This window comes from Nesterenkonia salmonea (assembly GCF_005771525.1).
In the GTDB taxonomy this organism is placed as follows: Bacteria; Actinomycetota; Actinomycetes; order Actinomycetales; family Micrococcaceae; genus Nesterenkonia; species Nesterenkonia salmonea.
The window spans coordinates 1-13,558 of sequence record NZ_VAVZ01000028.1 but is presented as its reverse complement, the minus strand read 5'-3'; the positions used below and the strand labels follow the sequence as shown (position 1 = coordinate 13,558).

Sequence of the window (13,558 nt, the reverse complement as noted above, 5' to 3'; positions counted from 1 at the left end):
CAGACTCGCGACTGCCAACCAGCGGACCTCAGAATCAGGCACGCGTGCAACCGATGAGTCCCGTGGCACACAGGGCCATCCTTAGTAGCCTAGAACCATGTTTCGAATGCCGTCCCGGCGCGGTGGACGACGGGCCGCCGAGGGCCATCCACACGACTCACCCACGCCCGTCAGCTCGCCCGAACCGAACCCGGACCACGCATGGAAGACACTCGCATTGATGAACGAGTGGATTCGCCACTCGGATGCAAAGGCCGGCGTAACGCTGGCCTTCACTGGGGTGATGGCAACGACGACGTTCAACCTCGCAAAGGACTTTACTCCTCGGACTGCGCTGTTCGACACTCTCGTTGTCATCGCCTGCTTCTTGCTTCTCATCACCGGCGCTATGTGCGGATGGACGCTAACACCGAGAGTGAAGGACAAGGATGCAGATCGGGACACGATCAACAGGCTTTTCTTCGCCAGCATCGATCGAAATTTCAGGGGCAAGCGACAGGAGTACAGCGAGGCGCTCCATACACTGACCTCTGATCCTGTTGAGCTGACGAAAGATCTCGCTGACCAGATACATGTCAATGCTCGGATTGCCACGGTAAAAGTAACCGCTGCAAAGTGGGCCATCCGGTGCGCTCTCGCCGCAGGAGCCGCGATCGCAGTCCTGGCCCTCGTTGTCGGCACCACGAACAGCTAGGACGCAAATGGACGGCAACTACAGACCATATGACTGGACGGCCAGCTCGGCCCGGATCAAAGCGATCCTGGATCAGCCGGCGGGAGCGTACGAAGAGGTAGACGGGCTCCCTGACCGGGACAAGCTCACGTTCTCCAACGGCTTCTACGGCATGTGCTCGGCGATCTTCATTGACATCCGAGACTCGTCCGGCCTGACGTCGAAGCACAAAAGGCCCGTCCTTGCGAAGATCTACCGGTCGTTCATCTCGGAAATGGTCGCAGTCCTAAATTCCGACTCCAATGTGCGCGAGGTGAATATCGTCGGCGACTGCGTGTGGGCCTCCTACAAGACGACGCAGGTCAACCACATCGACGATGTGTTCGCTACCGCAGCGCAGGCCAATACCCTCCTGAAGCTCCTCAACCACCACTACGAGAAGGAAGGGATCACCCAACTCAGCATCGGCATAGGCGTCGAGTACGGGCGGGTCCTCATGATCAAGGCGGGGTACAACGGCAGCACGATCAACGACGTCGTGTACATGGGCGACGTCGTCAACAGGGCAGCCCATCTGGCGCACCTGGCGGGGCGCGGTTGGGGATCGAGCCCGATCGTCGTCGGCGACGTCTTCTACTCGAACCTGAACGAGAACAACCAAGGCCTACTCCGACCGCAGCGGACGTCCGGCATCGGAACCGTGTACCAGGGAAATCCCATCATCCCGCCGATGGACGAGTGGATCAGCTCCCTCAGTTGACATCCGGCGTTAAACCGACCACCAGAACGTCGACCCGTAGATCTGATAGCCCATGTCAGAGGTCCCCAGGTCAGTCCACATGTTCCGCTTCGGATCGCCCCCGAGCTTCGAGGTCTCATTCAGCCTGCTGTAGACGTCGGCGGTGATGTAGGTCGGGTAACGAGGATCGAGCGCGGCCAGCTTCGCCGCATTGTTTGCCGCTTTCCCAACCCACACCAAGTCATTGCTGCCTCGAATGCCTGTTCGGGCGACGAAAAGCTTCGAGGTATCGATGCCAACCCGCTGCTTGAGCACGAAGGTGCTCTTCGGGTACTTCTCGGCGATCTTCGCTGCCACAATTTTCTTCGATGCCCAGTTGATCTGCAGCCCACACTTCGCGGCGTCGGTGTTCTTCGAGTCCCCGATGAACACACCCATGACACGGTCCCCGTCGTAGGCCGTGATGATGCCGCCCCGCGCTCGAATGATCTTCGCTGCACAGTAGAGATAGCTCTTGTAGACCTCCGCAGCGAACCAGTCCTTATGTCCCTTGACCATCTTCGTCGACGACGCAAGATCCGCGTAGAGGACGGTTGCGTCGAGCTCGACAGCAAGGTTCTTCAGCGGAAGGTCATCGGCGTCGGGCACTTTCTGGCCTGCGCGACGCTCCCACTGCTCGTCGACGGTTTTCTGGACGTACGCATTCAGATCATCTTTCAGACTCATATCACGGCATCTCCTCTGCGCGCCCATTCGTTGGCATGGTCAACCTGGCTACTGCACTGTAAGGAAGTCTTAATAATGCCAGGGTTTTCATGTACCCAGTGTTGCTGTCACCCCCTCCCGAGCCGTAGGTTGCTTCAGTTGGGAATTATGTTCCAGAACCTTTCGTGGTGCCAGTCTGCTGGGAACCCCATCGCTTGTTGAGGGACAGCCTGGTAGTCCGAAACCAGGTCATAGAGACGTTGTGACCACGTGGGGTCTGAGGCGGTGGTCAGTAACAGTGATTGGATGGCGGAAAGTCCTGGATATATGCGGATGGGACCGTGCCGGGGGTCGGTGATCTTCCATTGAGATCGCGGCCAAGGAACGGACTTGCTCTTTGGAGCCGTGGGTGCGACGCCGAGAACTACGTTCCATAAGCGGCCATGGTGGGCGCCGATGTTTCGGAACCGCAGAAAAGTCCTCAACCACGATGTCAACACTGGTCCGGGGGTGCCGAGCTGGCGGGCGATGCGGTTCGAGTCTTCACGCTGCTGGAGGTTGTCATAGAGCGACTTCACCTGTCCGAAGGTGAGCCCCTCCATCATGATCCATGAGGGAGGGAAGTCCGGTTCGCCATATGTGACCAAGTAATGCTCTAAAGCAGACCGGTAATTGTGTACGTCGCCGGAGTCTTCAGGCCGGCCTTCGAGCTGACGTCGGCTACGTTCACTCACCTGATCCAGAAACTCAGAGTGCCGAGCCAAATCTCGGAAATACGACGGTTCGGTGTACCAGAAGGCATCCTGATGCTTCAGTGACATTTCGTCAGTCACTGCGGCCCGCAACCTGACCTCAATGTGCTCCAGCGCATCCAGGACGAGGAGCCGGAGCTGGCGGTCAAACGAGTATAGGCTCATCACATCTTCGAATGTTGTCCCCGGCTTGAAGTCATGATTATCACGACCACGTTGGAATGGGACCATGTAGGCGGAGAGGCGGTAATAGCCGATGTGGCTGATCTGCTGGGCTGCCTGAGTTTCGTCTGTGATGGCAAGTCCACGGCTTCTAAGCAGGTCCACTAACGCAGATGAGCTCAGGGGTGGCTTCTCGAAGCGTCTGCTTCCGCGGGCACGGGGCATTCGTCGCTTCGGCATGTCCTGAGTCTAGTCAGGCGGGAAAGAAAAATCCCCCAAGTTGCGCTTCTCCGAGAGGCGTGGGGGATATGATGACTCCATCATACATGAGATCCAGCTGGCCGCTCGAACCGTGTTGATTTGAGCGGCCAGCCTGATGTGGTGGACCTTCGTAGGTACTTCTCAAACCCCAGGAAGCCGATCAGGACGCTGATTCGGCGTGTTCTCCAGGGAACGAAGGCCAACAACTTTCGGCTCCAGTCTACTCAGTTGAGTGATGAGCGTGGTCCAGTCCGTGAGAAATCGCGTCAGTCTCAAACCCGTTTGAGCGCCTCGATTCGTGCAGAGGTGCTGGAGGGCTACGGGGCTGGGACACCTGTGCGGGTGCTTGCTCGGAGGTTCGGGGTGCATCGATCGACTGTTCGTGAGATCGCACGTCGAGCAGGTGTCCAGCCTCAACGGATGGCACCGACCGAGGAAGCGCAGGCAGAAGCCGCGCGGCTCTACACGGAGGGGCTAACACTTGCCCAGGTCAGCAAGCGTCTCGGGATCAGCGATGAGTCAGTTCGCGCAGCGGTGCTCGCTAGCGGAGGTGCGATCCGACGCCGCGGGAGACGGCCTGGGCGGGCACGGCATGAACCGGCCTCGAACCTTCGAGGGTGACCCGCCAGGAACCCCGTACGATGGGGGTATGGCAGGCAGGCACCTCAAGGAACTCTTCAAAGCGTTCCAAACACACGACGAACTCACGTTCCGTCGTGTCGCCACCGAGATCATCGAAGAAGAAGAGTCAAAGCACCATAACGCTTTAGCCAGGGACCTTCGCCGACTCTTGGTTGCCGGGGGGTCGCCGGTGGACACCGGTTCCACGGTTCTGATTCCTTCCCCGCCCAAAGACCGTGAAGGAGAATGGGACCTCGGGGAAGTTCGAGAGCCAAGCAGGATGCTTGATGATCTAATCTTAGACCCTCACCTTGTTGCGGACCTAGATAGTCTCGTCAATGAAGTCCAGCAGTGGCCCGCTTTAGACAGTGCTGGAATCCCCCGCAGACAGCGGCTGCTTTTGGAAGGCCCACCCGGGTGCGGCAAGACGACTGCCGCTGAGGCCCTCGCCCATGAACTCGGGAGGCCTTTTCTGCTTGTCCGGCTAGACGCAGTCGTTTCATCGTATTTAGGAGAAACAGCAAGTAATCTCCGGCGCATTCTGGACTATGCCGACCAGGCTCCATTCGTGGTCCTATTTGATGAGTTCGATGCATTGGGGCGCTCTCGGGACGACCACGCGGAGCATGGCGAAATGAAACGGGTCGTCACTGCCTTCCTGCAGATGACTGACCGTTACAACGGTCCGAGTCTTCTGCTCGCAGCTACGAATCACTCGGGATTGCTCGATCACGCGCTCTGGAGGCGCTTTGACGAAGTCTTGACGTTCAGGAAGCCAACTGTTCACGAGTTTCGCCGACTCCTACGGCTGCGTTTGCGCACGACTGCGTATAGGGGCCTCGATATTGATCGCTACGCAAGTAAGCTACAGGGCCTTCCGCATGCTGCCGCTGAGAAACTCGTCAGCGACGCCCGCCGGGAAGCCATCCTCCGCGGCGGTTCTAGAGTTGAAGCGCGCGATTTTGAGGCAGCACTCCCCAGCATCACGCGCCGTCCATGGTAAGGGTGGTCTATGCCACAGCACTTCCAACTACCTCCGCCCCAACAGGTTCCGTCTAGGCGCACTAGTCAAGCAGGGGGCAAAAAACCCACTCGCCAACCCGGAGCGCACGGAGGCCACCTCAAGCAACAGCTCACGACGGTGGTGCAGAAGCCTCGTAGGTTAGACGCTGGCGTAGACCCGAGGCTGGTTTTCAAGATATCAGCACAGTCTCGCCCAACCAAAGAAACTTTCTCGAACCGAGGCCTGAAAGTGCTAGGCGAGACAGTCGATTACACGTATTTTGTTCTGACAGAAGATCAAGGAGCGTCTCTCGCGACTGATCTTGAGAAGTATACGAAGACGGGAAATCTCAAGTCTTTCTTCGATCTGATAGAGAACATCGAGCCCTACGGTCCCGAGGACCGGATGGGGCCGGGGATAGACGAAACCGGGTTGGAGTACAAGGGGCAACGCACTTTCGATGTAGCGATATGGCCTTCAGGGCGGATGCAGGAAGCTCAGATCCGAGCGACGACAGTGGAAGACGTTGTCGCGCTCTCGGCAGACGACTCCATTCTCTTGCGGTCGATCACACCTCGTAGAAGCTATTTGCGTGTTTCGGTCTCGTCAAAGACACTCAATGACCTACTGGACGTCAGCGTAATAGAAGCGATCCGCACGCCGCCCGTGCCGTATCTGGACTTCCGGGATTGGTGGAGCGCAGATTCGCAGAGCCTCCAACGTGAGACCAAGAGCGGGGGTGTGGTCGGAATCCTGGATGATTCTCCACATCTGGAGCACCCACTACTGAAAGGACTCGTACTCTCAGACGAGCATTTGGCGCCAGACTCCTATGGGTGGCAGCGTCAGGGCACACATGGCACAGAGGTTGCTGGACGGATCTTATACCCACACCTCCACGCTGAACTCCGCGCCGTCGAGTCGCTAACTGCTGTCGGAGCTGTACGGTCTGTACGAGTCCTGGAGCCTGACCCGCGCCGTCCAGAGACTTCTCGTTTCGCCACCTTCGGCTTTCCTCATCAGCTTGTTGAGGACGGAATACGACACCTTCACTCCAAGTACGGCGTGCGGGTGTTCAATCTATCTCTTGGCTATGCTGAAGCGTTCAACGATCTTCACGTCGGGGCGCTGACTGAAGTGATCGATGATTTGGTAAGAGAGCTGGATATCGTAGTAGTGGTTCCCACCGGTAATGCCCCTATAACTTTTCAGGCGGAGACACCTTCTGGTCACCATGTAATTGATGATAAGCCGCACTACTTTTTCTCCGAAGAGCACCGACTCTCTGAACCTGCACCAGCTGCGCTTGCGGTTACGGTTGGGTCCATAGCACTGAGTGGCGCATCAGCGGAACGCCCAAACCAGTACGGCTGGAGGGCCGTGGCAGAGGCAGACGAAGCGTCCCCATTCAGCCGATCTGGTCCCGGCCTGGGAACGAACAAGAGGCGGCTGAACAAACCTGAAGTGGTCGACTACGGAGGCAACGCCGTTGTCAACGACAGCGGCCATTTCGTTCCAAACGAACCTGGGGCAAGCATAGTCACCCCGTCTTTCAGGGCCGATGGACAAAGACTATTATCTGCCGTCAACGGCACTAGCTTCGCAGCCCCCGCAGTCGCCCGTGTCGCAGCTGACATTGCCGATGCGTACCCAAATGCGTCAGCGAATCTGATTCGCTCTCTACTCGGATTGAGCGCGAAATTTCCGAAGTCTGCCACGAACGCTGAGGGCGATCATCCAATCAGCTGGGTCTACGGCTACGGTAGACCTGATCGTGAGGCAGCACTGTCCAGTAATTCCAACAGAGTCACTCTCACATATGACGGTGACATGCCGGTGGATACCGTCCAGATTCATCCGCTCCCGGTGCCCGAAATATTCCGCCGAGGCACGAATGCAGGAGAGCGGAGCATTACGGTGTCGCTCTCGTTTGACCCGCCAGTGAGGCGTCAACGTCGAGAGTACTTGGCTGGGACTATGCAGGTCGATATCTTTCGTGACATCGATGCAGATTCACTGCGGGAAATGCTAGCCAAACAGGACCCCGGTGACCCTCAACCGCTCATAACTGGCCGGCAGCGTCTTAAGCTCACTCCCGGAAGCGACTCTTTCCTGAGCAGTACGCTTCAGGTCCGCAGTTGGAGTCGAAGGAAAACTTTCGTCGATGACTCAGACACGTTCTATGTGGTCGTGACGCACAAGACGCAGACGTGGGCACGCGATGACCCCGAGTACATGCGCCAACGATATGCTCTATGTGTGTGTTTGGAAGACCAGCATCTGGTCGAAGCCGATCTGTACCAAACAGTCTCACAACAGCTGCAGATTCCGATCCGTGCCAGGGTCTTGGGCTAACTTGCTCAGTGGGGAGTATCCAGATGTCCCTGCGCAAACTTCACGAGCATCTTGGTAACGCTGGCTGGCAAGGGAGGTTCAGCGCAGGTGAGTAGCTGAGCGCCGTTGCGGTGTATCTCGTCCACCATCGCGGCGAGGGCACTGATGGTGGGGCCGAGAGTCGCGTGGTCGGTGGTGAAGACGATGTCGATGTCACGGGTGCGGAGCTGCTCGATGAGTGTGGCCAGTCCTGAGCGTTCGTGCCCGTTGTCGTGTGCTGTGCCGATCACTTCGTAGTGGTGTTCTTCGGCGGCGGTCTTGCACTGTTCATACTGCCAGTCACGTTCTTCGGAGCTGGGGCTGGCGTTGCGGGTATAGATGAACGCCCTCATGCGTGGGCGCCAGCCAGTTGGCCAGGCTGCTCCGCAGAGCCTGTCGGCGCAGCTTCGATGCGACGGGCTGCGGTGGCTTCGCGGATGCGCTCTCGGATCAGCAGGACCAGGCTGATGGGTCCGATCCAGAAGAACTTCATGGCGTTCCAGATGCAGACCAGCACGATCAGGTGCAGCCAGCCGGGGGCTCCGGTCTCGATGAGTTGGAGGCAGAAGCTGGCTGCGTAGAGGTAGGGCAGGGTCAGCAGCATTGCGGGGAGGCCCCATTTGAGGCCGCGGCGGGTGCGGATGGCGTCGAGGGCGATGTTGGTGGGCATGTAGCGCCGTATGAAGTAGCGGATGTGAACGCTGGCGTTCCAGATCAGGCGGATCATGGTGGGACCTTTCCTCTCGTACGCACGGCTTGCCAGTAGCGGTGAGACGGTGCGTTAGAGAGTGACCCGAGGGTCTGCCACGAAGGGCGCGTTATGAAGGAGAAATCCGCCTCATGGTTTAGTTTACGCCGGGCTAGTGACACCGTGAAGGGCTACTGCGCCAGCACCGCCTCACCCGTTAGTTCGGGGTTCAGAGGCTGCGGCCTACTGCTGAGCGGTCCACAGTCTGCTGTCGGGGCTCCTGGGCGGGGCTGGTCAGTTGTTGGGCTTGGTGGAGTGCGGTGCGGGCTCGGGCGTGGTCGATCTTCTGTGTGGCGGTCTCTGGTTCGGCGCCCAGGGGGTGGGTGCTGGTGATCTGGTAGCGGTCGCGGTAGGCAGCCACGGTGCGGGCGACTCGATGCCACTGCCGCTGGCACCTCTCGTCCGAAGGCGGGTCACCGAGCTGTTTGACCCATGGCTCGGCGTCTTGGAGGGCGGTGTCGAGGATGGTGGTGGCGCGGGTTTCGATGATGTCGCGGCGTTCCTCCAACGCCTGCCGCATCTGCTGGTCTATCGGCCCCTCAGCGGCTGGGATCAGCCCGGCGATCAGGCGGGGTGGTTTGCGGGTGCGGCCTGAGCCTGCCGGACGTGCGGTGGCCCGGGCTATCCGGTGGTGCAGGACCGCAGCAACATCGTCTGCGTCCTCCAAACCCTTGGCGGCGACGAGTCGTGGGAGCAAGGTGTCGGGGTTGTGGTGGTTGGCTTCAGCGCGGCGCAGCTCTGCGGTGAGTGGGCCGAAGGCCTCGGAGGTGATGGCTTCCTCGGCTTGTTCGTCGGTGAGGCCGCTGGTACGGATGAGGGTGGCCCATCGGTCGTGTTGGGCTGCTGCGGCGATGGTCTCGTACTCCGCCGCCAACTGAGCGATCGACCCCCAGGTCTCCTGCTCGGCGGTGATCGTCTCATGCGCAGACAGCTCGGCACCGGAGTGTTGGAGCACCCCGTAGAGCACCGACCTGGCGGTCGCGTCAAGGTTCGCCCCGGGATGGGGCTCAGAGTGCTCGTCAGCCTGATCAAGGACGACGTAGGCACGGTTGGCCTCACGTCCGCGGGTCATGGCGACATAGAAGTTCTCCCGGGTCGTGGTCGGCTCCACGAGCACATGAGAGGTATCGGTGGTCAGTCCTTGCGCCCTATGCGCTGTGACCGCGTACCCCAGGTCCAGGTGTTCAGCGACGTAGGAGGCAGGCAACACGATTGCGCCACCGAATCTGCGGCCGTGTTTGCGGACGGTGATGGAGCCGTCGTGGCGGATGTCGGTGATCTTCCAGGTGTCTCCGTTGCGGACCCAGTCTCTGCCGGTGCGGAGCCGGCGGTCGTTGCGCCGGGTGATCACCGTGTCCCCGACACCGGCCTGAGTACCGTCGTTCAGCTCGACCTCACGGCCGGGTCTCAGGGTGCCATCGAGGATGAGGTCGGCTCGGGCACGGGCGTTGAGCACCGCCACCTGCTCCCGGGTCTCACCGACCAGCACCGAGGACTTGCCCGCTTGCCGGTCGGTACGCCAGGCCGTGTAAGCGGCGTCGGCCATCGTCTCAGCTTCGCCTTCGCTGATCCGGTCGTGGTCCAGGTAGGTATCAATCACCTCAGTGCGCCCGTGCCGTAGCGCAAGGGAAGCGGTCTTCTCCCACTGGTGGGTGAATCGGTGGACATCGACCAGCTCAGGAGTGTCGTCGCGGTCGTTGACCAGCAGGGACAACGCCCCACCAGCATCCACGGATTGCAGCTGCCCGTAGTCCCCAACCAGCAGCACCTTCGCCCCAGTCTCTGCGGCGTGGGCTGTGATCCGGTCCAGAGTCAGTGTTCCGGCCAGGGAGGCCTCGTCGATGATCACCAGCTGCCCGGCCTGGAAGGACTCACCGTGACGGGTGTGGTTGTCCCACCACTTCGCTGTGTTTTCGGTAGCGATCCCCAGGTCCTCGGCCAGCACCTGGGCTGCTACGGCTGAGGGTGCCAAACCGATGACGGAGTCTTTGCCGTGCGCGGTCTCCCACGCCCGGCGGAGGGCACCCAGGGCAGTGGTCTTACCTGCCCCGGCAGGACCGACCAGCACATCCAGCACCCTCCCGGAGACCGCCACCCGCGCCAGGGCGTCTGCCTGGTCTGGACCGAGCCGACGCCCCCGACGATCAGGAGCGCTGGTGATCTTCTCCACCGTGGCCATATCCACTGTCGGGCCGGTGAGGGTGCGTGCCCGTTCCAGGAGTCGGTCTTCTGCGGCTAGGAGGTCTTCGGAAGAGAAGACGGTCGAGTGTTTCGGTCGGAACACGCTGGTGCCGTCGTCTCGGCGGAACACCACGGGCGAGACTGCCAGCTCGGGCGGGGTGAGACGCAGGGAGGCGTTCTCGGCGGCGTCGGTGATCATGCCCAGGATGGCGTGGCGGTCTTCGGTGCTGGCAAACCGTAGTCCCATCGTCTGTCGGGAGGCTTCGGCGTAGAGGTTCCAGCGCCGCCAGGTCGAACGCTTCTCACCGACCCCCGCCACCACAGATTCGCCCAGCTGGCTGACCGCTTCCAGGGGCACATCGTCAGCCCGCAACAGCACCGGTGCCGGGTTCTGATGGGCGGTTCTGGAGGCCCAGGCGGTGGCGTCCTCACCCAACACACTGCTCGCCCGGGTACGCCATTGATCAGTCAGTTCGGCCAGGGAACGGACCTGTTTGTCTGGTCGCGTGGTCAGGGTGGCTTGGGCGCGCAGCTTCATGATCGTCGCCGGAGCAGGTCTGCGACCGTGCTCGGCGACGTAGTTCTCGATCAGCCGGTCGGTCTCAGCGTCGATATGCCTGCTCCTGGTTGAAAACTCCGCCACGAGGTCTTCGGGGACGCTGGTGATGGCCCAGGAGGGGTTGCGGTCCCGGCCCATCTCTCGGGGCTCCCACCCCACCCCGAGCATCCGCGTGAGATGGTCGGCGAAGATCGCCTCATGCATCTCCGATAACGCGACCACTGAGGCATGCAGAGGTCTTCCGTCCAGGGAACGCCACTTCCCATCCAACACCGTCTGGACCTTATTGGAGATCACCACATGGGTATGCAGGTGCGGGTCACCGGCCCGGGAGTCGTAATGGTCATAGCCGGTAGCGATCAGCCCGGCGACATCGACCTGTGCAACCGCCCCATCACCGGCGGTTGCCCCCGTGCGGGTGGCTGCAACCTCGGACTCCATGAATGCAACCACCTCTGCAACCGCAGCATGATGAGCCTGAGCGATCAACGCCTGAGTCCCGGCATCAGCAACCGCCCACAACACCGAGGCTGACTTGGGCACCGAGAACGTGAAATCGAACCCCGCCACCGCACGCCGGCTACCGTGGGAGGCTTCTTCCGCCTCGATCTGCGCCACCGCCTCAGCCTTGGCAGCCGGACCCAGACCCGGGTCCAACCCTGCGATGCGGGACTCGATCCGTTCACTGGCGGTCTTGTACTGCGGATACGCCTTCCCCAACGCCTCACCAGTGACAGGGTCACGGCCCATGCCCACCAACAACTGGAGTTGGGCTTCGGAGACCTGGTCACCTTCCGCGATCCGGCCCTCACCGAACCCGCGGACTCCGGCACCCAGCCACCGCCCCGGCGGAGTACCTTCCTCGGCGTAATACCGGGTCAACGGCGTAGACAACGACCGGTCCCCATCCCCCGCCGCCACCGTCCGCAGCAGGTACTTATACCCATCGCCGGCGGACATCACCCGCATCGACACCGTCATGGTGCTCAGGTGCACAAGCACGGGATGGGATCCTAAGTAATGGTGCCACCTCTGAGGCGGTGCCGAGCCAAGCTGAGGGAGATACCATGCCGAGAGAGTCCGTCAACGTTCGAGAGCTCAAGCGCAAAGCTGTGGCCTCTCTTCGTACGACCATCACGGCTTTCAACGCTCTCGACGACGATGGGCGCGTCACAACTGTCCTTCTCCATCTTCAACACAGCTTTGAGATGCTCCTGAAGGCTGCATTGGATAAGAATAAGGTTCCGGTCTTTGATAAGCGGTCAGAAAGATCTATCACTTTTGAGTTTTCGGTTCGTAAGGCGCAGGAGACCGAGGGAATCAAGCTGACTGACGAGGAAGCCGGCACGCTACGTGTTATAGACGCTTGGCGTGACGCTGCTCAGCATTGGTATCTGGTGCTTGATGAGGCACTACTCTACTTGCATGTTCGCGCAGCGGTTACGTTGTTCGAAGAGCTGTTGTCCCGCGTCTTTTCTGAACCAATGGCAGACCATGTTCCAGCCAGAGTGCTCCCGATTAGCGCTGAACCACCCCAGGACGTTCAGTTACTCATTGATAGAGAATACGAGCGTGTCGCACAGCTGCTCGGACCTAACAAGCGAGGAAGAGGGGAAGCGCAGGCAAGGATCCGCGCTTTGCTTGCCATGGAAGCACATAATGACGCCGACGCTGGAGAGGTCCGGCAAGCGGATGTACGGCGGGTTGAGAAAGCGGTGAGGCAAGGCAGCCCTAGAGAGCAGACCTTTCCCAAACTAGCTACGGTTGCGTCCGATATCTCCGGGGAAGGGCTCACAGTGCAGGTCAAGCTAGTTAAATGGCTCTTCGTATTTGAGGGTGTAGAGGCAGGGACGGGGAGCAGCGGCGTGGCGGTGGCTGGATAAGAGTCGAGGCCTTCCGATGATGGAGGTTCCTACGCCTTCCACTCGAAAGACCTCGACGTGCTCAAGCCTACTTTCACCTGTCCTGACCTCAACAGTTTCTGCCTGCTCGATGCGCTCGGGCTCGTCGTTACCGGCCAGCTGATCCGTCGTGACCGGGCGATCCTGGAATGCCGAGTCGCTGAGGATGATCCGTGGTGCCGGGGCTGCGGCGGCCAAGGCGTGCCCAGAGGCACAGTGATACGGAAGTTGGCGCACCTACCACTGGGGTGGCGGCCCACCGCCCTCTGGGTCCGGGTCCGCCGGTATCGGTGTGCTGACTGTGCCAGGGTCTGGCGGCAAGATACATCCCAGGCTGCGGCCCCGCGGGCGAAGCTGAGCAGGCATGCGGTGCTGTGGGCGCTGAAATCAGTGGTCATCGACAGGATGTCTATCGCTCGGGTTGCCGCCGCACTGGCGGCTTCGTGGCACACCGTCAACGACGCGGTGCTCACCGCCGGCCGGCAGCTGTTGATTGAGGACCCCACCCGGTTCGACGGGGTGAAAGTCATCGGGGTTGATGAGCACTGCTGGCGCCACACCGGCAAGGGGTCGCACTACGTCACGGTGGTCATCGACCTGACCCCGGTCCGCGCCGGGATCGGGCCTGCCCGGCTGCTGGACATGGTCCCGGGTCGGTCCAAGGCGGTGTTCAAGACCTGGTTGGACGCCCAGACCCAGGGCTTCCGAGAAGGCATTGAGGTGGTGGCCATGGACGGTTTCTCCGGGTTTAAGACCGCCACCAACGAAGAGCTCCCCGACGCCGTAGCGGTGATGGATCCCTTCCACGTCGTTGCCGTGCGCCATGAGGCGCTGTGTGTGCGGATGGGGGTGAGAGACCCCTGTGGCCTGGTCGTCGCAG

The 13,558-nt window shown here is 60.7% G+C and carries 12 protein-coding genes; 7 read left to right on the top strand and 5 right to left on the bottom strand.

Annotation, left to right across the window (positions count from 1 at the left end; translation table 11 throughout):
* Nucleotides 1-97 precede the first annotated feature (97 nt).
* Together FEF26_RS10485 and FEF26_RS10480 are read left to right on the top strand one after the other, a co-directional pair.
* Nucleotides 98-694, top strand: a complete 597-nt coding sequence (locus FEF26_RS10485) for a Pycsar system effector family protein (RefSeq protein ID WP_481850148.1) — start codon at nucleotides 98-100, stop codon at nucleotides 692-694.
* Between the two features lie 7 nt (nucleotides 695-701).
* On the top strand, nucleotides 702-1,433 hold the full coding sequence (locus FEF26_RS10480; protein ID WP_138253490.1) for an adenylate/guanylate cyclase domain-containing protein: 732 nt from the start codon (nucleotides 702-704) through the stop codon (nucleotides 1,431-1,433).
* 9 nt (nucleotides 1,434-1,442) lie between these two features.
* Here the strand turns inward: FEF26_RS10480 and FEF26_RS10475 are convergent, their stop codons facing one another.
* Together FEF26_RS10475 and FEF26_RS10470 are read right to left on the bottom strand one after the other, a co-directional pair.
* Nucleotides 1,443-2,138, bottom strand: a complete 696-nt coding sequence (locus tag FEF26_RS10475) for an adenylate/guanylate cyclase domain-containing protein (protein ID WP_138253489.1) — start codon at nucleotides 2,136-2,138, stop codon at nucleotides 1,443-1,445.
* 134 nt (nucleotides 2,139-2,272) lie between these two features.
* Entirely contained in the window at nucleotides 2,273-3,271 is a 999-nt protein-coding gene (locus FEF26_RS10470) for an Abi family protein (protein WP_138253488.1), read from the bottom strand.
* A 303-nt stretch (nucleotides 3,272-3,574) separates the two neighbouring features.
* Here FEF26_RS10470 and FEF26_RS10465 point away from each other — a divergent pair, with 303 nt between their 5' ends.
* The 3 genes from FEF26_RS10465 (at nucleotide 3,575) to FEF26_RS10455 (ending at nucleotide 7,271) form a co-directional block, all read left to right on the top strand.
* Nucleotides 3,575-3,913, top strand: a complete 339-nt coding sequence (locus FEF26_RS10465) for a helix-turn-helix domain-containing protein (RefSeq protein WP_138253487.1) — start codon at nucleotides 3,575-3,577, stop codon at nucleotides 3,911-3,913.
* A gap of 28 nt (nucleotides 3,914-3,941) precedes the next feature.
* The gene (locus FEF26_RS10460; protein ID WP_138253486.1) at nucleotides 3,942-4,916 is read left to right on the top strand and encodes an AAA family ATPase; all 975 of its coding nucleotides are present in this window, start codon (nucleotides 3,942-3,944) and stop codon (nucleotides 4,914-4,916) included.
* Nucleotides 4,917-5,165: 249 nt separating this feature from the next.
* The gene (locus FEF26_RS10455; RefSeq protein ID WP_243730524.1) at nucleotides 5,166-7,271 is read left to right on the top strand and encodes a S8 family peptidase; all 2,106 of its coding nucleotides are present in this window, start codon (nucleotides 5,166-5,168) and stop codon (nucleotides 7,269-7,271) included.
* A gap of 5 nt (nucleotides 7,272-7,276) precedes the next feature.
* Here the strand turns inward: FEF26_RS10455 and FEF26_RS10450 are convergent, their stop codons facing one another.
* From FEF26_RS10450 to mobF, 3 genes are all read right to left on the bottom strand, one after another.
* Nucleotides 7,277-7,642 (bottom strand): recombinase family protein, encoded by a 366-nt coding sequence (locus FEF26_RS10450; RefSeq protein ID WP_138253484.1) that lies wholly within the window; start codon nucleotides 7,640-7,642, stop codon nucleotides 7,277-7,279.
* The gene (locus FEF26_RS10445) at nucleotides 7,639-8,016 is read right to left on the bottom strand and encodes a hypothetical protein (protein WP_138253483.1); all 378 of its coding nucleotides are present in this window, start codon (nucleotides 8,014-8,016) and stop codon (nucleotides 7,639-7,641) included. Before FEF26_RS10445 ends, FEF26_RS10450 begins: the two co-directional genes overlap by 4 nt.
* Nucleotides 8,017-8,206: 190 nt before the next feature.
* Nucleotides 8,207-11,758: a MobF family relaxase gene (gene mobF / locus FEF26_RS10440; protein ID WP_243730528.1), complete on the bottom strand. Its 3,552-nt coding sequence runs from the start codon at nucleotides 11,756-11,758 to the stop codon at nucleotides 8,207-8,209.
* An 86-nt stretch (nucleotides 11,759-11,844) separates the two neighbouring features.
* On the opposite strand from mobF, the gene FEF26_RS10435 reads away from it, so the two are divergent.
* Nucleotides 11,845-12,660 carry a hypothetical protein gene (locus FEF26_RS10435; protein WP_138253482.1) on the top strand — a complete coding sequence of 272 codons (816 nt, stop codon included), beginning with the start codon at nucleotides 11,845-11,847 and terminating at the stop codon, nucleotides 12,658-12,660.
* 57 nt (nucleotides 12,661-12,717) lie between these two features.
* Nucleotides 12,718-13,558 (top strand): ISL3 family transposase (locus FEF26_RS10430; RefSeq protein ID WP_138253481.1); only part of this gene is annotated, 841 nt, incomplete at its 3' end.